General features: G+C 63.0%; 23 protein-coding genes and 2 pseudogenes. 14 read left to right on the top strand and 11 right to left on the bottom strand.

Annotated elements, in window-relative coordinates:
- The 5 genes and pseudogenes from AC0V7N_RS25720 to AC0V7N_RS25700 all read left to right on the top strand — a co-directional run bounded on the left by AC0V7N_RS25720 (position 1) and on the right by AC0V7N_RS25700 (position 5,070).
- The gene (locus tag AC0V7N_RS25720) at positions 1 to 1,266 is read left to right on the top strand and encodes a vWA domain-containing protein (RefSeq protein WP_475451072.1); all 1,266 of its coding nucleotides are present in this window, start codon (positions 1 to 3) and stop codon (positions 1,264 to 1,266) included.
- Positions 1,267 to 1,311: 45 nt separating this feature from the next.
- Positions 1,312 to 1,650 (top strand): XdhC family protein, encoded by a 339-nt coding sequence (locus AC0V7N_RS25715; RefSeq protein ID WP_023734542.1) that lies wholly within the window; start codon positions 1,312 to 1,314, stop codon positions 1,648 to 1,650.
- A 6-nt stretch (positions 1,651 to 1,656) separates the two neighbouring features.
- Positions 1,657 to 2,360: pseudogene (locus tag AC0V7N_RS25710) on the top strand (XdhC family protein).
- A complete protein-coding gene (locus AC0V7N_RS25705) occupies positions 2,357 to 3,967 on the top strand; it encodes an NTP transferase domain-containing protein (RefSeq protein ID WP_475451069.1) in 1,611 nt (536 codons plus the stop codon). The pseudogene AC0V7N_RS25710 and the gene AC0V7N_RS25705 overlap by 4 nt, the downstream one beginning before the upstream one ends.
- 185 nt (positions 3,968 to 4,152) lie before the next feature.
- On the top strand, positions 4,153 to 5,070 hold the full coding sequence (locus tag AC0V7N_RS25700) for an alpha/beta hydrolase family protein (RefSeq protein ID WP_475451068.1): 918 nt from the start codon (positions 4,153 to 4,155) through the stop codon (positions 5,068 to 5,070).
- Between the two features lie 34 nt (positions 5,071 to 5,104).
- On the opposite strand, the gene AC0V7N_RS25695 is transcribed toward AC0V7N_RS25700, so the two are convergent.
- Entirely contained in the window at positions 5,105 to 6,157 is a 1,053-nt protein-coding gene (locus AC0V7N_RS25695) for a DUF1176 domain-containing protein (protein ID WP_496627357.1), read from the bottom strand.
- 142 nt (positions 6,158 to 6,299) lie between these two features.
- Between AC0V7N_RS25695 and AC0V7N_RS25690 the strand changes: the two genes are divergently transcribed.
- A complete protein-coding gene (locus AC0V7N_RS25690) occupies positions 6,300 to 6,806 on the top strand; it encodes a DUF1993 domain-containing protein (RefSeq protein ID WP_475451066.1) in 507 nt (168 codons plus the stop codon).
- A 65-nt stretch (positions 6,807 to 6,871) separates the two neighbouring features.
- Here AC0V7N_RS25690 and AC0V7N_RS25685 read toward each other — a convergent pair whose 3' ends face one another.
- Positions 6,872 to 7,036, bottom strand: coding sequence for a hypothetical protein (locus tag AC0V7N_RS25685; protein ID WP_081294723.1), 165 nt, complete (start codon positions 7,034 to 7,036; stop codon positions 6,872 to 6,874).
- Positions 7,037 to 7,369: 333 nt separating this feature from the next.
- Complete coding sequence (locus AC0V7N_RS25680; protein ID WP_475451065.1) at positions 7,370 to 7,537, bottom strand: hypothetical protein; 168 nt, start codon at positions 7,535 to 7,537, stop codon at positions 7,370 to 7,372.
- On the opposite strand from AC0V7N_RS25680, the gene AC0V7N_RS25675 reads away from it, so the two are divergent.
- The 3 genes and pseudogenes from AC0V7N_RS25675 to AC0V7N_RS25665 all read left to right on the top strand — a co-directional run bounded on the left by AC0V7N_RS25675 (position 7,466) and on the right by AC0V7N_RS25665 (position 10,385).
- Positions 7,466 to 7,885, top strand: a complete 420-nt coding sequence (locus tag AC0V7N_RS25675; protein WP_475460485.1) for a hypothetical protein — start codon at positions 7,466 to 7,468, stop codon at positions 7,883 to 7,885. The genes AC0V7N_RS25680 and AC0V7N_RS25675 overlap by 72 nt on opposite strands.
- Positions 7,886 to 8,004: 119 nt before the next feature.
- Positions 8,005 to 9,071, top strand: a pseudogene (locus AC0V7N_RS25670) (aldo/keto reductase).
- 45 nt (positions 9,072 to 9,116) lie between these two features.
- On the top strand, positions 9,117 to 10,385 hold the full coding sequence (locus AC0V7N_RS25665; RefSeq protein ID WP_475451063.1) for a cysteine desulfurase-like protein: 1,269 nt from the start codon (positions 9,117 to 9,119) through the stop codon (positions 10,383 to 10,385).
- Between the two features lie 15 nt (positions 10,386 to 10,400).
- On the opposite strand, the gene AC0V7N_RS25660 is transcribed toward AC0V7N_RS25665, so the two are convergent.
- The 6 genes from AC0V7N_RS25660 to AC0V7N_RS25635 are packed head-to-tail and all read right to left on the bottom strand — an operon-like array spanning position 10,401 to position 16,447.
- On the bottom strand, positions 10,401 to 11,429 hold the full coding sequence (locus AC0V7N_RS25660) for a histone deacetylase family protein (RefSeq protein ID WP_475451062.1): 1,029 nt from the start codon (positions 11,427 to 11,429) through the stop codon (positions 10,401 to 10,403).
- Positions 11,426 to 11,950 carry a GNAT family N-acetyltransferase gene (locus AC0V7N_RS25655; protein WP_475451061.1) on the bottom strand — a complete coding sequence of 175 codons (525 nt, stop codon included), beginning with the start codon at positions 11,948 to 11,950 and terminating at the stop codon, positions 11,426 to 11,428. Before AC0V7N_RS25655 ends, AC0V7N_RS25660 begins: the two co-directional genes overlap by 4 nt.
- A gap of 3 nt (positions 11,951 to 11,953) precedes the next feature.
- On the bottom strand, positions 11,954 to 12,463 hold the full coding sequence (locus AC0V7N_RS25650) for a 2-thiouracil desulfurase family protein (RefSeq protein WP_475451060.1): 510 nt from the start codon (positions 12,461 to 12,463) through the stop codon (positions 11,954 to 11,956).
- 19 nt (positions 12,464 to 12,482) lie between these two features.
- Complete coding sequence (kce, locus tag AC0V7N_RS25645) at positions 12,483 to 13,412, bottom strand: 3,5-dioxohexanoate:acetyl-CoA acetone transferase (RefSeq protein WP_475451059.1); 930 nt, start codon at positions 13,410 to 13,412, stop codon at positions 12,483 to 12,485.
- Positions 13,413 to 13,416: 4 nt separating this feature from the next.
- Positions 13,417 to 14,802 carry an aminotransferase family protein gene (locus tag AC0V7N_RS25640; protein WP_475451058.1) on the bottom strand — a complete coding sequence of 462 codons (1,386 nt, stop codon included), beginning with the start codon at positions 14,800 to 14,802 and terminating at the stop codon, positions 13,417 to 13,419.
- A 1-nt stretch (position 14,803) separates the two neighbouring features.
- Entirely contained in the window at positions 14,804 to 16,447 is a 1,644-nt protein-coding gene (locus tag AC0V7N_RS25635) for a N,N-dimethylformamidase beta subunit family domain-containing protein (RefSeq protein WP_475451057.1), read from the bottom strand.
- Positions 16,448 to 16,602: 155 nt separating this feature from the next.
- On the opposite strand from AC0V7N_RS25635, the gene AC0V7N_RS25630 reads away from it, so the two are divergent.
- Together AC0V7N_RS25630 and AC0V7N_RS25625 are read left to right on the top strand one after the other, a co-directional pair.
- Complete coding sequence (locus AC0V7N_RS25630) at positions 16,603 to 16,851, top strand: ParB N-terminal domain-containing protein (protein ID WP_172234816.1); 249 nt, start codon at positions 16,603 to 16,605, stop codon at positions 16,849 to 16,851.
- 123 nt (positions 16,852 to 16,974) lie between these two features.
- Positions 16,975 to 17,460 carry an SRPBCC domain-containing protein gene (locus AC0V7N_RS25625; protein ID WP_496627355.1) on the top strand — a complete coding sequence of 162 codons (486 nt, stop codon included), beginning with the start codon at positions 16,975 to 16,977 and terminating at the stop codon, positions 17,458 to 17,460.
- Between the two features lie 33 nt (positions 17,461 to 17,493).
- Here AC0V7N_RS25625 and AC0V7N_RS25620 read toward each other — a convergent pair whose 3' ends face one another.
- A complete protein-coding gene (locus tag AC0V7N_RS25620; RefSeq protein ID WP_496627354.1) occupies positions 17,494 to 18,522 on the bottom strand; it encodes a 2OG-Fe(II) oxygenase family protein in 1,029 nt (342 codons plus the stop codon).
- A 114-nt stretch (positions 18,523 to 18,636) separates the two neighbouring features.
- On the opposite strand from AC0V7N_RS25620, the gene AC0V7N_RS25615 reads away from it, so the two are divergent.
- On the top strand, positions 18,637 to 19,035 hold the full coding sequence (locus tag AC0V7N_RS25615; protein ID WP_475451056.1) for a GFA family protein: 399 nt from the start codon (positions 18,637 to 18,639) through the stop codon (positions 19,033 to 19,035).
- 101 nt (positions 19,036 to 19,136) lie between these two features.
- Entirely contained in the window at positions 19,137 to 19,349 is a 213-nt protein-coding gene (locus tag AC0V7N_RS25610; RefSeq protein WP_475451055.1) for a hypothetical protein, read from the top strand.
- A gap of 6 nt (positions 19,350 to 19,355) precedes the next feature.
- Here the strand turns inward: AC0V7N_RS25610 and AC0V7N_RS25605 are convergent, their stop codons facing one another.
- Positions 19,356 to 20,261: a hypothetical protein gene (locus AC0V7N_RS25605; RefSeq protein ID WP_475451054.1), complete on the bottom strand. Its 906-nt coding sequence runs from the start codon at positions 20,259 to 20,261 to the stop codon at positions 19,356 to 19,358.
- 166 nt (positions 20,262 to 20,427) lie between these two features.
- Between AC0V7N_RS25605 and AC0V7N_RS25600 the strand changes: the two genes are divergently transcribed.
- On the top strand, positions 20,428 to 21,300 hold the full coding sequence (locus AC0V7N_RS25600) for an undecaprenyl-diphosphate phosphatase (protein ID WP_475451053.1): 873 nt from the start codon (positions 20,428 to 20,430) through the stop codon (positions 21,298 to 21,300).
- Positions 21,301 to 21,343: the final 43 nt, after the last annotated feature.

Genomic DNA, 21,343 nt, shown 5'->3' with positions numbered 1-21,343 from the left:
ATGAACGCGCCGGGTGCTTACCCCAAAGAGGCCGACCCCAGAGAGGCGACGCCGGACGGGCGCATCGCCGACAACATCGTTTATTTCGCCCGCACCTTGCGCAAGGCAGGCATGCGGGTCGGGCCGGCCTCGGTCAAGGATGCCATCGAGGCGGTGCTGGCTGCCGGCATCGGCTCACGCGACGATTTCTACTGGACGCTGCACGCGGTTCTGGTGTCCAGGCATGAGGATCACCCGGTCTTCGACGAAGCCTTCCGGCTGTTCTGGAAATCGCGCGAATTGATCGAGAAGATGCTGGCGATGTTCTCGCCGGTGGCGCCTGACGCCAGGGAGAAGCAGAAGCCGCGCGCGGCCGAAAACCGCGTCAGCCAGGCGATGTTCGAAGGCCATCAGAAAAACCAGCCACCTCAGGAAGTTCCTGAGATCGAGGTCGATGCCCGCTTTACCTTTTCCGGCAACGAGGTGTTGCGGGCTAAGGATTTTGCCCAGATGAACGCCGCCGAGATGGCCGATGCCAAGAAGGCCATCGCCGAGCTGCGATTGCCTTTCGACATGGTGCGGACCAGGCGCTTCAAGGCCGATGCGCATGGCCGCCGCATCGACCCGCGCGCCATGATGCGCTCGGCCGCGCGCACCGGCGGCGAACTGATCCTGCCGAAATTCCGCTCGGCCCGCGAAGTCCATCCGCCACTGGTGGTGCTGGCCGACATTTCCGGTTCGATCAGCCAGTACACGCGCATCTTCCTGCATTTCCTGCATGCGCTGACGGAAAAACGCCGCCGCGTGCACACCTTCGTCTTCGGCACCAGGCTGACCAACCTGACCCGGCAAATGCGCCACCGCGATCCCGATGCCGCCCTTGCCGACTGTTCGGCGGCGGTCAAGGACTGGTCGGGCGGCACGCGCATCGGCGACACGCTGGCCGAGTTCAACCTGGTATGGTCGCGGCGCGTGCTGGGGCAGGGCGCGGTCGTGCTTCTGATCACCGACGGGCTGGAGCGCGACGATGTCGCCGGCCTGTCCGAGGAAATGGAGCGGCTGCACAAATCCTGCCGGCGGCTGATCTGGCTCAATCCCTTGCTGCGCTTTGACGGTTTTCAGGCGCGCGCCCGCGGCGTCAAGGCGATGCTGCCGCATGTCGATGAGTTCCGCTCGGTCCACAATCTCGATGCGCTCGCCGATCTCTGCGCCTCGCTCGACAAGAAATCGGCACAGTCTGTCGATCCGCGGCGATGGATGGATGCTGGCGGGAGGCACGCGGCATAACCATATGTTTCGTATCCTGAAAAACAAACTCTGAGAGAAGCGATCATGGACAACAGCATCTATCTCGATGAGGCCCGCGATCCCCTGATCATCGCGGAAGGTTGGATGAAGGACGGCAAGGATGTCGCCATTGCCACTGTGGTCGAGACCTGGGGTTCGGCGCCACGCCCGGTCGGCAGCCATCTGGTCATCGACGCCGAAGGTAATTTCCATGGCTCGGTCTCGGGCGGCTGCGTCGAGGGTGCGGTGGTGAGCGAGGCGATCGACGTGATCGACTCAGGCAAAGCCAAAATGCTCGAATTCGGCGTCGCTGACGAAACCGCCTGGCAGGTCGGCCTGTCCTGCGGCGGCCGCATCAAGGTGTATGTCGAGCGGTTGGGCTGATCTCAGATGGATCCATACGCCTTAAAAACTTTGAATGCCGAACGACGTGCCCGCCGCGCGGCGATCCTCGTCACCGATCTCGGTGACGGTCGCGACCGCATCGTGCGCGAGGGCGACCAGGTCGCCGGCGATCTTGGAGCCGCGATCGCCAAGGCATTTCGGTCGGGCAATTCCGGTTCCGTCGAGGCGGAAGGGCGAACCTTCTTCTCAACGCGCATCTGCCGCAGCCACGCCTCGTGGTGATTGGCGCCGTCCATATCAGCCAGGCGCTGGCGCCGATGGCCAGGATTGCCGGTTATCCCCTGGAGATCATCGATCCGCGCACCGCTTTTGCGACGCCCGACCGCTTTCCCGATGTCGCCTTGCATGCCGAGTGGCCGGAAGATGTGCTGACGCGCCAGCCGCTCGACAGCTACACCGCACTCGCCGCCGTCACCCATGACCCGAAGATCGACGATTTCGCGCTGAAGGCGGCACTCGACGCCAACTGCTTCTATGTCGGGGCGCTTGGCAGCCGCAAGACGCACGCCAAGCGCGTCGAGCGCTTGCTGGCGCTGGGCGCGAGCGCCGACCAGATCGCCCGCATTCATGCGCCGATCGGGCTCGACATTGGCGCCGCGAGCCCCGCCGAGATTGCTGTAGCGGTACTGGCGCAGGCGATCCACGCCTTCCGCTCGCGCGGCCTCGATGCCAAGGGCGTAGCCGCGTGAAATTCGGCCCAATCCCGATTGAAGCGGCCGTAGGTGCGGTGCTGGCGCATGCCACCACCGCCGGCGAAAGGCGCTTTCGCAAGGCGCACAGGCTGAGCGCCGAAGACGTCTCCATACTCAAGCAGGCAGGCGTCTCGCTGGTTGTTGCAGCCGTGCTTTCCTCGGACGATCTCGGCGAGGACGCCGCGGCGCAACGAATTGCCGAGAGCATGATTTTCAGCGGCATCGAGGCCAAGCCTGCCGCCACCGGCCGCGTCAATCTCCACGCCAAGGCATCAGGTGTCTTCACGGTCGATGCTTCGAAGATTGACGCCATCAACGCCGTCGATCCTGCCATCACCATTGCCACGCTGGCGCGGCATGCGCCGGTCGAAAAGGGTCAGATGGTCGCGACGGTGAAGATCATCCCGTTCGCAGTCAGCTCTGCGCTGGTCGATGCGGTCGCGAAAATCTGTGCCGGCGGCGAGATCTTTGCCGTCAACGCCTATCAGGCGGTGCGCGTCGGTGTCATCCAGACGGTTCTGCCGGGCATCAAGCCCAGTGTGCTCGACAAGACGCTGCGCGTCACCGAAGCGCGGCTGGCGCGTTCGGGCGGCCGGTTGACGGCGGAGCGCCGCACGCCGCATGAGATCGCGCCGGTGGCAGAGGCCGCCGCCTCGCTGGCGCGCGACAATGACATGGTGGTGATTTTCGGCGCCTCGGCGATGAGCGATTTCGCCGATGTCGTTCCGGCGGCGATCGAGATGGCGGGCGGGACTGTCATCCGCGCCGGCATGCCGGTCGATCCCGGCAATCTGCTGGTGCTCGGTACCCTTGCCGGCAAGCGCGTCATCGGTGCGCCTGGCTGCGCCCGCAGCCCCAAGGAAAACGGCTTCGACTGGGTGCTCGACCGTTTGGTTGCCGGCCTCGACGTTACCGCGAAGGACATCGCCGGCATGGGGGTCGGCGGACTGCTGATGGAAATCCCGACACGGCCACAGCCGCGCGAACCGCTGCCGGCCAAAAGCCGGCTCAAGGTCGCCACCGTGCTTCTGGCGGCTGGTCGGTCGAGCCGCATGGGCGGACCGAACAAGCTCATGGCGCTGTTCGACGGCAAGCCGCTGGTGCGCCGCACCGCCGAGCGCGCGCTCGGATCGAAGGCTTCGGGCACGATCGTCGTCACCGGTCATCAGCGTGAGCGGGTGCGTACGGCGCTGGCGGGGCTGGATGTGACCTTCGCCGACAATCCGGATTTCGCCGATGGCCTGTCCACGTCGCTGAAGGCCGGTATTGCCTATCTGCCCGAAGACACGGCCGGCGTGATGATCGTTCTGGGCGACATGCCTGGCGTTGTGTCAGACGATCTTGACCGGCTGATCGATGCCTTCCGCAAGGCTGGAGGCAATTCGGTGGTCCGCGCTTCGCATCAGGGCAAACGCGGCAACCCGGTGCTTTTGCCGCGCTCGCTGTTTCCGGCCATCGCTCATCTCGAAGGCGATACCGGCGCACGCCATCTGGTCGAGGCCGAAGGGCTCGATGTCATTGATGTCGAGATCGGTGAGGGCGCGTCTGTCGATGTCGACACCCGCGAGGCGCTCGAAGGCGCCGGCGGCGTGCTGCAGGATTGACAAACCCGGGCCGAATTACGCAAGCCTGCGGTATGGCTTTTCTTCCGTCTACGTTTGCGCTTCTACCCCCCTCTGGCCTGCCGGCCATCTCCCCCTCAAGGGGGGAGATCGGATGTCTCCGGCGATTTCGCCAATCACCAACGCCACGAGGAAAGGCGGAGCGCGGAAGCTGCCAATCTCCCCCCTTGAGGGGGAGATGGCCGGCAGGCCAGAGGGGGGCAGTCGCGCTCCAAGCCTTTCTGATTTCGCTATTTTTCCTGTTTTCTGCCGCCCACGCCAATGCGCTCGAACTAAAGCCCTTCAAGGACGATCTCTTCGCCTATCCGGCCACGCTGTCGTCCGACAGCAACGGCGCCTACACCGTCATCGACTACCGCGAGATGCGCGACATCAACCAGCGCGACGAGGTGCCGGAAAAGCGCGTGCATGCCCAATACACCGACACCGGCGTGCGCAAGGTTCAGCAGGATTTGCTGCTGAAGACCGATGCAGGCGATGTCCGGCATGTCGCCGTCGGCAAGACGGAAGGCGCCGCCATGATCGTGCTCTATCTGCACGGGCAGGGCGGCAGCCGCAAGCAGGGCGTCGACGACTTCACTTTCGGCGGCAATTTCAACCGCATCAAGAATTTGATGGCCGGCAATGGTGGTCTCTATCTCACCCCGGACTTTACCGATTTCGGCGACAAGGGTGCGGCTCAGGTCGCCGCCCTGATCGATCACTACGCCGAACAGTCGCCAGGCGCGAAGATCTTCGTCGCCTGCGGCTCGATGGGCGGCGCGCTGTGCTGGAAGCTTGCCGCGCGCAACGACACCGGCCGGCGCATAAACGGGCTGTTGCTACTCGGATCGCTGTGGGACGACAGTTTTCTTGGCAGTCCCGCGTTCAGGCGTCATGTCCCGGTCTTCTTCGGCCAGGGCAGCCATGACGTGGTCTTTCCCGTGGCGAACCAGGAAGCCTTCTTCCGCTCCATCATCGCCAAATCGAAGGCCTATCCCTATCCGACCCGCTTCGTCCGCTTCGAGACCGGCACGCACGGCACTCCGATCCGCATGGTCGACTGGCGCGGCACGCTGAACTGGATGCTGTCGAAGGCGCCTTGATACAAAAGGACAAAAGCCTGAAGCGCATCGCGCTTCAGGGTGCGGTGTTGTAGTCGACAATCGTCTGCGGATTTTCTTCGCCATCATAGGACGCGTCGACGTCATACTGAACCAGCGAAAAATCACCGTTACGGAACAAATATGTGCCGGAGTCGGAGGCGTCGCCGACGCCACGCCATTTGTTGAAGGTGGTGATCGTATGGGCGTCCGGGTCATAGTCGGAGTTGGTGGCCCATCCCGTGGTGTGGAAGCCGATCACCGTCACGCTCAACAGCTTGCCGTCACTGTCGTTGTTTTCGTAACGGATATCGGTCTCCGGTTCGGCGAACTGCAATTGCCGCACGCCGTCGACCTCATCCGTCATATAGTAGATCGAGTTCTCATTGTAGGCGGCGGCCGCACAGGAAAAATGAAACAGCCGCGTTTCCTTGTCCGGATCACCGGGCTGCGCATTCTTGTCCTTGTACTTGATCGAAAAACTTCCCGGCTCATTGGCCACAAGGTCCTTGTCGCACTGGTCGCCATAGGTCGCCAGAAAGGCCTTCTTGGCCTGCTCAAGTGCCGTATCCTTCTTTGGCGGCGGCGGACCATCGCCGCAGCTTGGCGGCACAGCCTCCTCGAAATCGGCGGTTGAGGGTTTCAGCGCGCCTTTTTCGATGTGGATCGGATCGAAGGGCGGCGCGGCCTGGATCTGCGCATTCACCTGGCGCAGCGTGTAGCAGCCGGCAAAGACCTTTTCGCCGCCGCTCTTGTCGGTGGCACGGATGGCGACCGGGACGTTGTAGAAAATGCTGCCGGCAGCGCCATCGTCTGAAATAGCACCGGTCGTGACTTCGACCTTGTCGGTACCGTCATAGCCCTTGACGAAACTGTCGAAATCTTTAGCCGGCTTTGCATCGCCATAATACCCCCAGGCGCGGGCGAATTCGTGCCGGTTGATGGCGCTGTAGAGCGAGCGGATGACCGCCTCTGCGCTCGACCGGTCGTCGACATAGGGCGCTTCGGGCGCGTCGTCGGCGGCCAGCGCCGCTTGGCCAGATATGACAAGGGAGAAAAGGGCAGTCGCTGCCAGAAGGACGCGTCTCATCGGGAATCTCCGCTCGATAACGGAAATTCTACCACAGCGATTGCGGCGACGTGGTGACGCGGAGCCCACGGCGCTTGAAGAATCGTGCGCACAGGCGCTAGGTCCCCTGCGCCGCCGTTCAGGCCGGACAGGGAGATTTGACGTGACGATATCGATGTATGAGGCATCCGTGCCCGTGTTTTCAGCCAGGCTGAAAGCACTTTCCAGTGTGCTGGCGGCTGCCGAACAGAATGCGCTTGACCGCAAGATCGACCCGCAGGTGTTTCTGACGGCGCGACTTGCACCCGACATGTTCGCTTTGGCCCGGCAGGTGCAGATCGCTACCGACCATGCCAAGGGCGCGCCGTCGCGGCTCGCCGGCCGCGAGGTGCCGAAATACGAGGACAATGAGGCAAGCTTTGCCGATCTCGAAGCGCGGATAGCCAAGACGCTCGCGCTTCTCGCGACTTTCTCGCCAGCCGATATCGACGGTTCCGACGACAAGGTTATCGAGTTGAAGCTTGGTGGCCGCGAAACGACGTTGGGCGGCATGCAGTATCTGCTGCATGTGGCCATGCCCAACTTCTACTTCCACCTCACCACCGCCTACGATATCCTTCGCCACAATGGCGTGCCGCTGGGCAAGGCGACATTCCTGGGATCGCGTTGAGAACTAAACTTTGAGAACTAGGCTTTGAGATGTCCCGGATCAATCCGGGACATCTTGCAACCTACTTAGCGAATGGACATTTCGCGGGCGATGCGCGGAAAATCGGCGGGCTTGATGCCGATATCGGCGCGGTCGGCATTGCTCATCGAGTGAAGCAGCGCGAGCGCTGCGCGATATCTCAGATGTTCCTGCGGGCGCGGCCGGGCGAACATTTCCGTGAAGAAACCCATGGTTCAGGCTCCAGGTTGGTCCTCCACGCCAGCCAATATAGGTGAATCGTGACAATTGTGCAGTGCAGCATTTGCATGCCTGCTATGTCCGGATGATTTTCATAAAATTTTTTTTGCGGCTCCCTGAAACTTCTGCGCGGCACGAACCGTAGGCTTCGACGCTGGCACATGGCCAGTTTTTCCTCGCCACTCCTGGCGAATTTCCGGGCTGCATGAAAATGCAGTCCGGCTTTTTGTTTGAGGGCCGGACGCGATCCTTCGAATGGCTAAATTCATTAAGATCGGTGGTATGTATTTTTAACGAGCCGGTTCTATGGTCTGCAAACCTGACAGTCAGGCAAGGGGGAGGCTGACATCGCTACCAGCGCCAAGCGTGATTTCGCTTCGCTGCTCGACGACCTCTTCGTTGCCTCCGACAAGGGCGACGGCATCGAGGGCGACGAGGCCGGCGCGCGTCCGTCCATTCCGTTCGACTATCTCTCGGTCGCCGATGAACTCCATTCCGGCCGCATCAAGGTGTCGGCCGCCGAGTATCGCGAGGCCGGTGCTGATCTGGCGAGCGAATTCGCCGCCTTGCTCGAACACGCCAAGCTGGCCCTGGCTGCCGAGGACCCGAAGCCCGAGGAAAAACTGCCGCCGATCGATCCGGAATCGATTGCCGCCGAACTGGGACTGAACCAGTCCAAGAGCGCCGCCGATTTCGGCCGCATGCGCCGCAGCTTTGCTTTCACCAACCACCCCGATCGCGTCGCCCCGCATCTGCGCCAGCGCGCCGTGATCCGCATGCAGGTCGCCAACATGCTGATCGACGAGGCCAAGCGCCGCGCCGTGGCCGGTGCTCGGCGCTAACACGCTACTGGCTCAGCAAAAGTCGGTCTGCCGAGGCTTGGAGAGCGCCTCCGCTTTCCTTATAGATGCGGCTTCCTCCCCGCGTAGCCGCGCACGCTTTCCCTCCGGAGCAGAATTCCATGCACAAACGCCGTCTCGGTCGGACCGATCTTCTTGTTACTCAGATCTGCCTTGGTTCGATGACCTGGGGCCAGCAGAACACCGAGGCCGAAGGCCACGCGCAGATGGACCTGGCCTTTTCGCGCGGCGTCAATTTTATCGACACGGCAGAGCTCTACCCGATCCCGCCCAAGGCGGAGACACAGGGACGGACGGAAAAGATCATCGGCAGCTGGATGAAGGCCAAGGGCAACCGCGACAAGGTGATCCTTGCCTCCAAGGTCGTCGGCCGCACGGCCAGCGACTGGTTTCGCGGCGACAGGCCGTCGCAACTGGTGCGCGCCGATATTTTTGACGCCATCGACAAATCGCTGACCAAGCTCGGCACCGACTATCTCGACCTCTACCAGATCCACTGGCCGGAACGGGACATCCCCTGGGGCGCCAACCCGACGCGTGTCGGGGCGGTGGCGCGGCGTGCCGATGCCGACGGCGCACCGGCCAACGAAACGCCGATCGCCGAGACGCTTGGCGTGTTCGATGAATTGGTAAAGGCAGGAAAGATCCGCCATTTCGGCCTTTCGAACGAGAGCTCCTGGGCGTCATGCGATACCTTGCCGAGGCCGACAAAGGGATCGGCCCGCGCGTCGCCTCGATCCAGAACGCCTACAATCTCGTCAACCGTACCTTCGAGGTGAACCTCGCCGAGGTCTGCGAGCGCGAGGAAGTGTCGTTGCTGCCTTATTCGCCACTGGCGCAGGGGTACCTCTCAGGCAAATACGACCATGGCGCGCGCCCGCAGGGCTCACGCTCGCAACTGTTCAATCGCGGCCAGCGCTACGAGACACCGAATGCCGCCGAAGCGCTGCTCGAATACAATGAACTGGCGCGGTCCTTTGGTCTGGAGCCGGCGCTGTTTGCCAATGCCTATGTGTCGAGCCGGCCCTTCGTGACCTCGAACATCATCGGTGCGACGACCATTCCGCAGCTCGAAATGGCATTGTCCTCGGTCGATGTGGTCTGGACCGAGGAGATGCAGAAGGCGGTGGACGCGATCCATCAACGGGTCGGCAATCCCTGCCCTTGATCCGCTCGGCGATAGAATTATCAGGGATAACAGAGGGTGGAGACGATGGTGGACTTTCCGATCGAGGCCGTGCGTGGAAAATTTCCAGCGCTTTCCCTGACCGACAAGGGGCGCCGTCGCATCTATCTCGACAACCCCGCCGGCACGCAGGTGCCGCAGGCAGTCGCTGATGCGGTGTCGCGTTGCCTCCTCACCACCAACGCCAATCTCGGCGGTTATTTCGAAACGACGATCGCGGCGCAGGCCGTCGTCGATGAGGCACATCAGGCGATGGCCGATTTCCTCGGTGCGGCGAGCCCTGAGGAAATCATCATCGGCGCCAACATGACGACGCTGACCTATCATATGTCGCGCACACTCGGCCGCACACTGAAGCCCGGCGACGAGATCATCCTCACCCGCATGGATCACGAGGGCAATGTCTCGCCCTGGCTGCAACTGGCCGAGGACCTCGGCCTCGTCGTGCGCTGGCTGCCATTCGATGAAAAGAGCTGGCAGGTCGAAGAGGCGACGCTGGCCGGGCTGCTGTCGGACAGGACACGGCTGGTCGCGTTGAACTATGCCTCGAACCTGACCGGCTCGATCAACCGGGTTAAGTCCCTGACTGCCATCGCAAAACAGGCCGGCGCGCTGGTCTATGTCGACGCCGTCCAGTTCGCGCCGCATGGCCTGATCGACGTCAAGGATCTCGGCTGCGATTTCCTGATCTGTTCGGCCTACAAATTCTTCGGCCCGCATATGGGGATTTTGTGGGGACGGCGTGATGTCATCGATGGCCTGAAACCCTACAAATGTCGCTGTTCGTCCAATGGTCTGCCGGAGCGGTTCGAGCTCGGCACGCCGCAGATCGAGCTGATGGCCGGGCTCACGGCGGCGGTCGACTACTTTGCCGAACTGGGTGCGGCAACGGGCGAGGGCGGTTCAAGAAGACAGAAAATCGCCAAGGCGTTCGAAGTTGCCGTCGCTTATGAAAACCCGCTGGCGCAAAGGCTGATCGATGGCCTGTCCGACATTTCAGGCCTGACCATTCGCGGCATCACCGATCCGAAACGGCTCGGTGATCGCGTGCCGACGGTCTCGTTCACCGTCGACGGCATCGTGCCGGAAACGATCGTCCGGCAGATGAATGCCGAAAACATCTTCCTGTGGTCCGGCCATAACTACGCCTGGGAGATCGTCCACCAGCTCGGCATTCCGGCCGACCAGGGCGTTGTGCGTATCGGTATCGCGCATTACAACACGGCGGCCGAGATCGACGAGACGCTGGAGAGCGTGCACAGGGTCATCGCCATGCTCAGGCAGCAGCGATCCTGACGCCTGCTTAAATCGCTACCGCGCCTTGCCGCCAAAACCGGTGAGGAAGGCGGTGAGGTTGTCGCCCAGTTCGTCGCAGAGATAGCCGCCTTCCTGGACGATGACCGTCGGCAGGCCGAGCCCTGCAATCGCCTCGCCAATGCGCGAGAAGCCTGGCGTCGTCACCGAAAGTCCGCCGAACGGATCGCCCTCGAAGGCGTCGAGGCCAAGCGCCACGACAAGCGCGTCTGGCGAGAAGGACCGGATACGCTGGAACGCAACGCCAAGCGCCTCCAGAAACGCCGCGTCGGCGGATTTGCGCGGCAAGGGCAGGTTGAAATTATAGCCGAGGCCCGGGCCTTCGCCTCGTTCGTCGGCGTGACCCCAGAAAAATGGGTAAAAGCGCACCGGATCGGCATGCAGCGAGACGGTGAGCACATCGGGCCGCGCATAAAAAATGCCTTGCGTGCCATTGCCGTGGTGCAGGTCGACATCGAGGATCGCCACACGCGCCGCCTGCTTGCGCAGCACCTGCGCCGCAACAGCCGAATTGTTGATGAAGCAGAAGCCGCCGGCGACATCGGCAAAGGCATGGTGGCCGGGCGGGCGGCACAAAGCATAGGCGGCCGGCGCGCCTGCCATCACGACTTCAGCCGCCTCGACCGCGCTCCAGGCGCTCCACAGCGCGCTCTGCCAGGTTTCGCCCGAGATCGGGCAAGCGGTGTCGGCCATATGGTAACCAGCCTGACCAACCGCCGAGGCCGGATAGGAACCGTTGCGCGCGATCGAATGGATGTTGGGGATGACCTCGGCAGACGCGCCATCGATGCGCTGCCAGCGCTCGAAAATATGCTCGAGGAAGTCGAGATATTCGGGCGTATGCACCGCCGAAACCGGACCGGGGCCGTGATTGCGTGGCCGCTCGATGGCGCAGCCGGCAGATTTTGCGCCGGCTAACAATCTCTCCACGCGCTCGGGTTTTTCCGGATTGGGCTGCGGCGCACCACTGGAAAGAAAGGCCTTGGGGTCGTGTCGCTTCTGCTCCTCGGCATAAAAGGCTTTCATTCCTGATCCCCATCCAGCGCGTCGGCGAAGGCGAAAAAGGCCTCGCCGAGGATTTTCTGCGTCTGTTCGTAACTCGACCAGGCGATGCCCAGCCTTTCATAGAAGGCCTTGGCGCCCTCATTGTCGGTGTCGACCGACAGCCTGAGATAGACGCCGCCTTCTTTCCGGCAGTCCGCGGCGACGCGCCGCAGCAGGCGCTCGCCGATCTTGCGGCCACGGAACCGGTCCTCGACATAAAGGTCCTGCACATAGACGCCGGGCCGCCCCATCCAGGTCGAAAAGATCGGAAAATGCAGGCACAGGCCGGCGAATTTGCCGCTCACTTCGGCGATCAAGGTGGAGAAGGCAGGCTTTTCGCCAAAGCCGTAGCGGCGGAGGTCATCGGGTGTGGAGGTGATCTCCTGATGCGCGCCGATATGGGTACCGAGGCGCAAGAGTGCGGCGTGGATGGTGTCGACGTCGTCGATGGTGCCGTGGCGGATGACGGTATCGCTGGTGGCTGTCTGGATCTTGTCTGCCATGGATCAGGCCGTGGTCTCGGCTGAACCGGGCTTGTTCAGGAGATCATCAAGGTCGCCGATACTGTCTTCCGAAAAGACGCGAATGCCGTTCGCTTCCAGCAACGCGGTGGTCGTACCACGACCGGTCACCCGTTTTCCTGCAAAACCGCCGTCATACACGAAGCTGCTGCCGCAGGAGGGACTGCCATCGGTAAGAACCGCATAGCGGCATCCCGTTTCGCGCGCGAGTTCGAGCGCAAGCTGCCCGGCTTCGAGATAAACTGCGGTCACATCATTTCCCGTCTGCTCGACCACTCGACCCTGGCCGTGAAGCACCGCGCGGCCATCGCCTGCACCGCGAATTTCCGCCGGAGGACGTGGCGTTGAGAAACCTGCGGCAACCTCTGGGCAGATTTGCACGACCCGTCCCTCCGCCTGCCAGCGCACCAGTACCGGATGACTGATGAGCCTGTAGGAGCCGTTATAACGGACGTGACTGCCGAGCAGGCAGGCGGAGACGAGAACCCTTTCCATATCAGCTCCTCCCTTGCCTCTAGAAAGCTACCCGGTCGCCACCCTTCAGAGCCAGCATCTCGCGCGCTTCACTTGGCGTGGCAACCTCCAGCGACAGGCCGTCGAGAATGCCACGGATGCGGCGCACCTGGTCGGCGTTGGATTTCGCCAGCTGGCGGCCATCATAGAGACTGTCTTCCAGCCCGACACGGACATTACCGCCAATCGCCGCGGCGATCGAAATCAGTGGTATCTGCTGGCGGCCGGCGGCCAGCACCGAGAATTGGTAGCTGTCGCCGAACAGCTTGTCGGCGATCCGCTTCATATGGACGAGATTGTCCGGATCGGCGCCGATGCCGCCCAGGATGCCGAGCACGAACTGGATGAACAGCGGTCCCGACACCAGGCCGCAGTCGCGGAAATGCGCCAGCGAATAGAGATGGCCGACATCGTAGCATTCGAATTCGAAGCGGGTGCCGCAACCCTTGCCCAGCCTTTCCAGCACGCCCTCCATGTCCGCGAAGGTGTTCTTGAAGATGGTGTCGCGGGTGGCTTCGAGCAGCTTCGGCTCCCATTCGTGCTGCCATTCCCTAGGCTTGTCGAGCATCGGGAACAGCGCGAAATTCATCGACCCCATGTTGAGCGAACACATTTCAGGCTCGGCCCGCAAGGGAGCCGCCAGCCGCTGGTCCAGTGTCATCAGCGAGGAGCCGCCGGTAGTGATGTTGATCACTGCATCGGTCGCCTGCTTGATGCGTGGCAGGAACTGCATGTAGACGTCCGGATCGGCGGTTGGGCGGCCATCTTTGGGATCGCGGGCGTGCAGATGCAGGATCGAGGCGCCGGCCTCGGCCGCGGCGATGGCATCGGCAGCGATCTGGTCCGGGGTGACCGGCAGATAGGGTGACATCGACGGCGTGTGCACCGAGCCGGTGACGGCGCAGGTGATGATGACTTTTCGCGACGCCATTCTTCTAGCCCCGGCCTTCGACCGGCAGGTCGAGCTCGGCGGCCAGAACCTCCAGCGAGTCGCCGATGATGGAGACGATCTCGCCGACCTGTTCGCTGGTGACGATCATCGGCGGCGCGACCATGAAATTGTCGCCGTCGACACCGCCCTTGACCCTGCGGCCATAGATGATCAGCCCGCGCTCATAGGCAAGGTCGAGCAGCCGCTGCGTGGCTTTCTTGCTCTGGTCGATCGGCCGCAGCGTCTCCGGATCGGCGACCATCTCGGCCCCGGTGAGCAAGCCTTTGCCGCGCACGTCGGCGATGAAGGGAAAGCGCTTCGCCAGTCCCTTCAGCCCGTCCATCAGCACATCGCCCATGGCGGCGGCATTGGCGATCAGGTCAAGCCGGTCCATCTCGCCGAGCACGGCAAGGCCGGCGGCGCAAGCCAGCGGATTGCCGGCATAGGTGTGGCCATGCTGGAAGCCGCCGGAGGCGAGCAGCGGCTGCACCAGCCGCATTGGGGCCGCCAGCGCGCCGAGAGGGGCGTAGCCCGAGCCCAGCCCTTTCGACAGTGCGACGATGTCAGGCTTGCAATTCCAGTGATCGCCACCGAGGAATTTGCCGGTGCGGCCGGCGCCGCTCATCACTTCGTCATGGATGAGCAGGATGCCGTAGCGGTCGCAGATCTCGCGGATGCGCGCATAATAGCTGTCCGGCGCCACCAGTGCCGCAGTCGCAGCACCGCCGATCGGCTCCATGATGAAGGCGACGACACTCTCCGGCCCTTCGGCGAGGATCTTCTCCTCCAGCATGTCGGCATAGCGCACGCCGCGCTGTTCCATCGAAAGGTTGTCGCGGTCGCGCCAGGCGGTCGGCGCCGGCACGGTCGGCATCACCCGCATCATCGGCTCGAAGGTCTCTGACAGCGCGTCGTCGCCGGTGATCGAGAGCGAACCCAGCGTGCCGCCATGATAGGAGGGAAAGCGGGTGATCACCTTCCAGCGGCTGGCCTGGCCGGTGGCGACGGCCCATTGCCGCGCCAATTTGATGCAGGATTCCGTCGCCTCCGAGCCGCCGGAGACGAAGAAGATGCGGTCCATGCCTTCCGGCAGCTTGCCGGCCAGTTCACGCGCCAGTTCCTCGGCCGGCTCGTTCTCGAAATGCAGCCGGTAGGCGAAGGTGGCGCGGTCCATCTGCCGCTTCATGGCGTCGAGCACATTGCGGTTGGAGTGGCCAATATTGGCGACCATCGGCCCGCTCGAGCCATCGATGAAGCGGCGGCCGTCCTGCGTCCACATATAGATGCCTTCGGCGCGGTCGATCAGCGGCCGCCGCAGGCTGGACAGATAGAACAGATGCGATTCCCGTCTAGCTTCGGTTTCAGCGGTTTGCGGCTGGACTTTCGACATGTCAGGACTTTCCGAGATAGTGATCGAGGACATTTTGGGTGACGCGTTCGACCATCGGGTCTTGTCTTAGCAGGCCGGCCACCCATTCGCAGCTTCCGGCGTGGAACACCTCGCCCTTACCGCGTGGGAAATTGACGATCATGCCGTTGCCGCGTTTGACTTTTTCGAGGTTGGCGTCGCTCGCCTCGCCGAACAGCGTCTCAGCGGTGAAGCGGCCATCCTCGTCGGTGAGGAACTGGTCCTCGATTGGAATGTCGGCGCTTTCCTCCACCTGGCTGGCCATGCCGACGGCCAACACTTGTAGGCCATCAGGCGCACCGCTGTCTGATGTGGGGTGGGGCAGGCCGCCTCGTATCTCGAAGTCGAGCCCGTCGACCTCATAGCCATAGACATGGCTGTCGGCGCCGAGCAGGTCGCCATAATAGATGCCGGTGCCGGCAAAGGCCCAGTGTTCCGGCCGGTAGACCGGAAAACCACGCACACCGCGCGGCGCGCAGCCGCCCCAGCCGGCATAGACACCGCGCGTTGCGTTGAGCCCGAAGGTCGCCGAACCCGGCCGGCCGATTTCCGGTGCTTCCCAGGAATTGGTGGCACGTGTCACGTCGCCACCTTGGAGATAGGCGGGATCCTCGGCGCGGGCGCGGTATTTGTAGCAGACCTGGCGGCGGCCCTCGTCTTCCAGCCGCGTCTGCCACATGAAATTGCCGGCAAAACGCGCCGCATGGCCACCGCGTTCGACGTAGGTGTCGACCGCGTCGCGCATTTCCCAGGTCCAGTACTCGTCATGGCCGACGAAGACGGCACAGTCATAGCCGTCGAGAATCTCCGGCGAGAAATGCAGATCGTGCTGGCTCGCCAGATCGACGGCATAGCCGGCCCGCTCGGCGAAGCGGAAGAAGTGGCTGTCGTAGCTTGCCCAGCCGGACGACGCGTATTTCTTCGAATGGCCGGTGGCCAGCGCCCATTCCATATGCGGATAACGCGGCACCGTTTTCGGCGGCACGGCGACCTCCAGCGGCACGCGCGGCGCGTCTTTCGGCAGCACGACGAAGCCACGGCACCAGGGGCGCTGTGTCGACACGATGGGCGAGTACTGGTCGCGGTTTGGCCCGGTGATGCCCTGATAGTGGTTGGAACCGCCCCAGGTGTTGTAGGCAAGCCAGGTGCCCGTCGCCGCCACCTGCAGCACACGGCCAGGATTCTTGCCGGGTTGAGGAGAGACGATGAAAAGGTGGTGGCTGTGGATCGGCTTGCCATCATGGCCAGCGGCGGTCAGCGTCACCCGATAGGCACCGGACGGCCAGTCGTTCTCGACACGGAATTCGAAGGCGGCTTCCCAGCCGCAACCCTCGGCGGAACATTGGTCGGGCGTGTCCTGCCAGACCGCCGCAATGCCCGATTTCTCGAACACTTTCGTCTCGGTTCCGCCGTCACGAACGATCGCCATGTTGAATGCTGGAGCCGTCGAACTGACATGCAGCGTCACCGTCTCCCCGGCGCGATAGGAAAAACGGTCGCTGTAGCACCAGATCTCGCCGCGCTCGCCATCCATGCCTGGCCATTCATAATAGTGGCCGCGCACCGCGTGGCGGCGCTGCTCTGGCGTCAGTCCGAAATCGGGGAATTCGGTCGGCAGATGGGTCATGAACACCGGAAAGGATCGAAGGCCGCCATTTCGGCCATCTGCCAGCCAAGCGTCAAATGGAAACGATCAGGCCAGCATTCGTTAGCCGCGCCCTTGGCCGCCTTCAGCAAACGGACTATCTCAGGGAAGGCGGCATTTCCGCCACGGGGATAGGCATGCTCAGGGTCCAGAAGGTCAAGCTCGACGATATCTACGTTCCGACGGCGCGCAAGAAGACATTGCACCCCGAGACCGTGCGGAGTCTCGCCGAGGACATATTGGAGAACGGCATGAAGACGCCGATCCAGGTTCGCCACGACGGCAAACGCCATATCCTGGTCGAAGGCCTGCATCGCCTGGAAGCGGCCAAGTGGCTCGGCGAGACCGAGATCGACGCCTACCTGGTGCAAGCCAAGCGCCACTGACACGAGCTCGGTTCGCGGTTCTCCCAGCACATCATCTCTGGAGTTTTTTCGCTGGCCATGTCGGGTTGCGTTCTGTCGGCTCGTCCTTGGGACGGAAGCCAGATCAAACCCGAGGAGACCACCGTGACCACCAAGCTCGATATCGCCCCCGCCAATGACCGCGAACTGCTTGTCGCCCGCATCATCGATGCGCCGCGCGAGAACGTCTATCGCTGCTGGACCGACCCGAAACTGGTGACGCAGTGGTTCGCGCCAAAGCCGTGGACGACGCCGCGCGCCGAAATGGATGTGCGCACCGGCGGCTCAAGCCTGGTCATCATGGCCGGCCCCGACGGCAATGAGTTTCCCAACCCCGGCGTTTTCCTGGAAATCATTCCCGGCAAGAAGATCGTCTTCACCGATGCCTACACGCAGGCGTGGGAGCCATCGGAAAAGCCGTTCATGACCGGCGTGCTGACCTTCGAGGACGAAGGCGAGGGCAAGACCCGCTACATCGCGCGCGTCCGCCACTGGAGCGTCGCCGACCGCGAACAGCACGAGGCGATGGGTTTTCACACGGGTTGGGGCCAGTGCACCGACCAGCTCGAAGACCTCGCCAAGACACTCTGAATTCGGACCGCCCTGACGACGACCGCGCCCGGCTTAGGAAGCCTCGGCGCGGCGCGGCTGCCTGAGATGCTTGATGCCGCTCATCTCGACGAAATTCGTCGCCGACTCCCAGAGATAGTCACCATAGAGAAATGGTTCGAAAGCCTCCGCGCCGCTCAGTGGCAAGGGCGCGATCTCGGCGTCGACACGCGGCTCATAGAAAAACGGGATCGAATACCGGGCCGTCTTCGGCGCAATCACCCGGTGCCGCGTCGCCCGCACACGTCCGCCGGTCCAGCGTTCCAGCAACTGGCCGAAATTGACCGCCAGCGTGCCGTTGGCCGGCGGCACGTCGATCCAATCGCCGGCGAGGTTTTTTGCCTGCAAGCCTTCGACGCCGTCCTGCGCCAGCAAGGTGACAAAACCGGAATCGGCATGCTCGCGGCCGATGATAGTGCGTGTCTCCCCCTTATGGACCACCGAGAAGTCAGGCCCGCTGATGTCGATGCCGGCATTGGCATCGCGCAGGGGATAGCGGATCAGGCGCAGCGTCGAGATGCCATGCTCGAAATAGGGATCGAAGATCGTTTCCGGCAGCCCGAGCCCGCGCGCGATCGACCGCATCAGCGCGTTGCCGACTGTCTCCATCGCGCCGTAGTAATCGGCGGCTGCCGCCCGCCAGCCGGGCAGGGCGTCTTCGGCCGGCAAGGGTGTCGGCTCGCACAGCGGATCGTCGGATGCCGAAACGCCTGCCGTGTCAGCGAGGTCTGGCCCCATGTCGATGCCTTCCTTGTAGGAAACGGCTGTCGGCTGCAGCGGGAACCAGCCGCGATAGACGTTCTTTTTGCTGCGATCGAAATTCCAGCGCAGCAATTTCTGCTTCTCGGTGTCCGGAAGGGCGAAGATGCGCAGCAATTGCGCTCTGCCGTCCGGGGTCAGCCAGGCGTCGCCGGGAAAATCGCGGACCGCCATGAAGCCTATCCCCGAAGCGGCGGCCATGATGCTGGCGTCCGCGCGGTCGCGGGTGGGCGAGGGCGGCCCGAACAGATCCGCAATGCCGATGGTTTCAATGTCTTGCGCCATGGTGAACTCCATCGCATTCCGATTATCGATGGCGTTGTATCAAAGCTTTTCAATTGACCCTGTCGGTCGCGCGACTACCTTGCCGCATATTTTCTCCATTTGTGGATCAAGGCGATGACTAAACATCACGGCGGTTGCTTGTGCGGCGCGGTGCGCTATCGCACCGACGCGGCGCCCATCAACGAGCGCATCTGCCATTGCCGGCTTTGCCAGAAGGCGATCGGCGCTGCCTTCAACGCACGCGTGCTGTTTCGCATCGATGATGTGACCATCGAGGGGCCGCTGGCGACCGTGAACACCTCGCCCGATCTGAAGCGCGGTTTTTGCCCGAGCTGCGGCACGACGATGTTTTCGCGCCGCGATTCCGCCGGCATCATCGGCATCACCACCGGCTCGCTTGACGATCCCACGGTCTTCAGGCCGCAGATGCATATCTTCACCGCCTCGAAGCAGCCTTGGGTGGTGCTCGATGACGGCCTGCCGCAACATGAAGGCGCTCCGCCGCCAGGCTAGGTCTTTCCTTCCCCCACAAGGGGAGAAGGGAAGGTGAAACCATGACCAAAATTTAATCCAAAACAACACGCGATAGCCGGCAAAACGTCATTGGCGGGCGGATGAAAGACAGCATCAGCACCCTGGACGAGCTTTTGAGCGATCCGATGGTCCTGCTTGTCATGGAGCGCGACCGTGTGCGCCCGGAACAGGTACGCATGCTGCTCGAACGGGCTCGTAGCCGGGTGGTCGATGACGCACCCGCCGATCGGCCGGTTGTTCCGCCGGCCCATATGGTGGTCAAAAGCTGTTTCCAGCAATGGCTGCGTAACTAGGCGCGGTCAGTTTGAGCTGGCCGGCAGATAGCTGTAATGGCTGCGGAAATAGGCGATTCTGAAGCCGAGGCGTGCATAGTTGCGATAGGCCGGTCCGTCGCGCTCGTCTTGCGGCGCCTCGATGTCGGCGACGAACAGTTTCGCGCCGGCCGCAATACCGTCGCGCACCAGCGCCTCTCCAAGCATGGCATCCAGATCGAAGCTCGGCGCCATAATGCCCGGCACCGGCGCTTCGATGCCGCTCCAGGCCGCGCCATCAGCGCCGATGAACAGCGAGCGCACCGCCGCCACTGCGCCATCCCGCTTGGCCATGTAGTGATGCCAGCCCTGTCGGCCGACCAGAGCCAGCAGCCAAGGCGAAGTGGGCAGCCGGTAGCTTCTGTCGATGAAGCCGGCCCATTCGCTTGCCGATGCCGTCGTCACGCGTTCGACTGAAACCCCGTCAGCCATGAAGAGCGGCTCGGATGACAGCGGTTCCGCCTCGCGATAGATCCGCTCCCAGCCGCCCTGGCGCTGCAGGCCGCGCGCCTCGAGCCAGCATCTGAGGCGTGATGGTTCGGTGTGTGGATTGACATAGAACCAGGGCCGCGAAATGCCGGCGGCGCGGTAGTGCGCGAGCAACGCGTCGAGTTGGCTTTCGGAGGCCGGGCTGTCGACGCCGAAATTCTTCACGCAGTTGAAATGGACGAACGGGATCGTCGTGCAGGTGGTCCAGGTGAGGTCGCCTTCTCCCGCAATCGAAAGCCCTTGCCTTGCGGCGAAATCGGCCGGCGCGGCGGCATAGAGGTCGAGCCAGGCGTTCACCTCGGCGCGCTCGATAACGCGGCTGAGGTCACGCGAGACATCTTCGATCGCAATGCCAGGCGGGTGCGGTTCAGGCAGGGGTTGCAATTCTGACAGGGCGGTCAGCATGGCTCTCCTCCGTTATTTATCTTACAGTGTAAGATTAGCGAAGAATAATATGAACGCGCGGCTTGTCAAGCGGCGCATTACAAATCCGTAAATAGGATTCCGGGGATCGCCAGACTATTGCTCGGCGGGGATCGCCCCTCATGGTTGTTCGACAGAAAGGCTCGATATGGCTGACATCTGCACTCAAGGCGTAGACACCGGCTTTGTTGGCCTGGGATATGCCAAGGTCGCCTTTCTCGGCCTGGTGCAAGGCATCACCGAATTGCTGCCGATTTCCTCGACCGCCCACATGCGCATCGTGCCGGCGGTACTCGGCTGGCAAGATCCGGGGTCTGCCTTCTCCGCCGCCATGCAGCTTGCCGCCCTTGCCGCCGTCATCAGCTATTTCTGGGGCGATGTCAGGAATCTCCTGTTCGGTTCGCTCGATGCCCTCACGCGGCGCGATTTCGCCGATCGGCATTTCCAGCTGGCTTCCTGGATCGTGCTGGCGACGATCCCCATCGTCATTGCCGGCGTCGCGCTGTCGGGCGTGCTCAACGCCTGCAATTCGCCGCTGCGCAGCCTGAGCGTGATCGGCTGGTCCTGCATCGCCATGGCGATCCTGCTGGCGTTGGCCGAGATTTTCGCCCGCCACAAGCGCACCATTGCGGAAGCGTCGCTTGCCGACGCACTGCTTGTCGGTGTCGCCCAGATCGGCGCGCTGATCCCTGGTGTCTCCCGTTCGGGCTCGACCCTGACGGCGGCACTGGGGCTCGGCTTCAAGCGGGCCGAGGCGGCGCGCTTCTCGTTCCTGCTCGGGCTGCCGGCGATCGCGCTTGCCGGTCTCAAGGAGCTGTGGGAACTGCACAAGGTCCACCTCGACGCCCATGGCTGGTCGGTTCTTGCCACCGGGCTGGTCGTCGCTTCGATCTCCGCCTTCTTCGCCATCTGGGGCCTGATGCGCGTGCTGGAGCGCTTCTCCGCCTGGCCCTTTGTCATCTACCGCGGCCTGCTCGGCGTCATCCTGCTGCTCAGCGTGGCGATGGGATGGCTGGCTTGACAGGCCAGTGTTGCGCGCCGGCACCACTTGGATGCATGAGTCG

This window comes from Mesorhizobium kamtschaticum (assembly GCF_056174585.1).
This window is presented reverse-complemented; position numbering and strand designations above follow the sequence as displayed.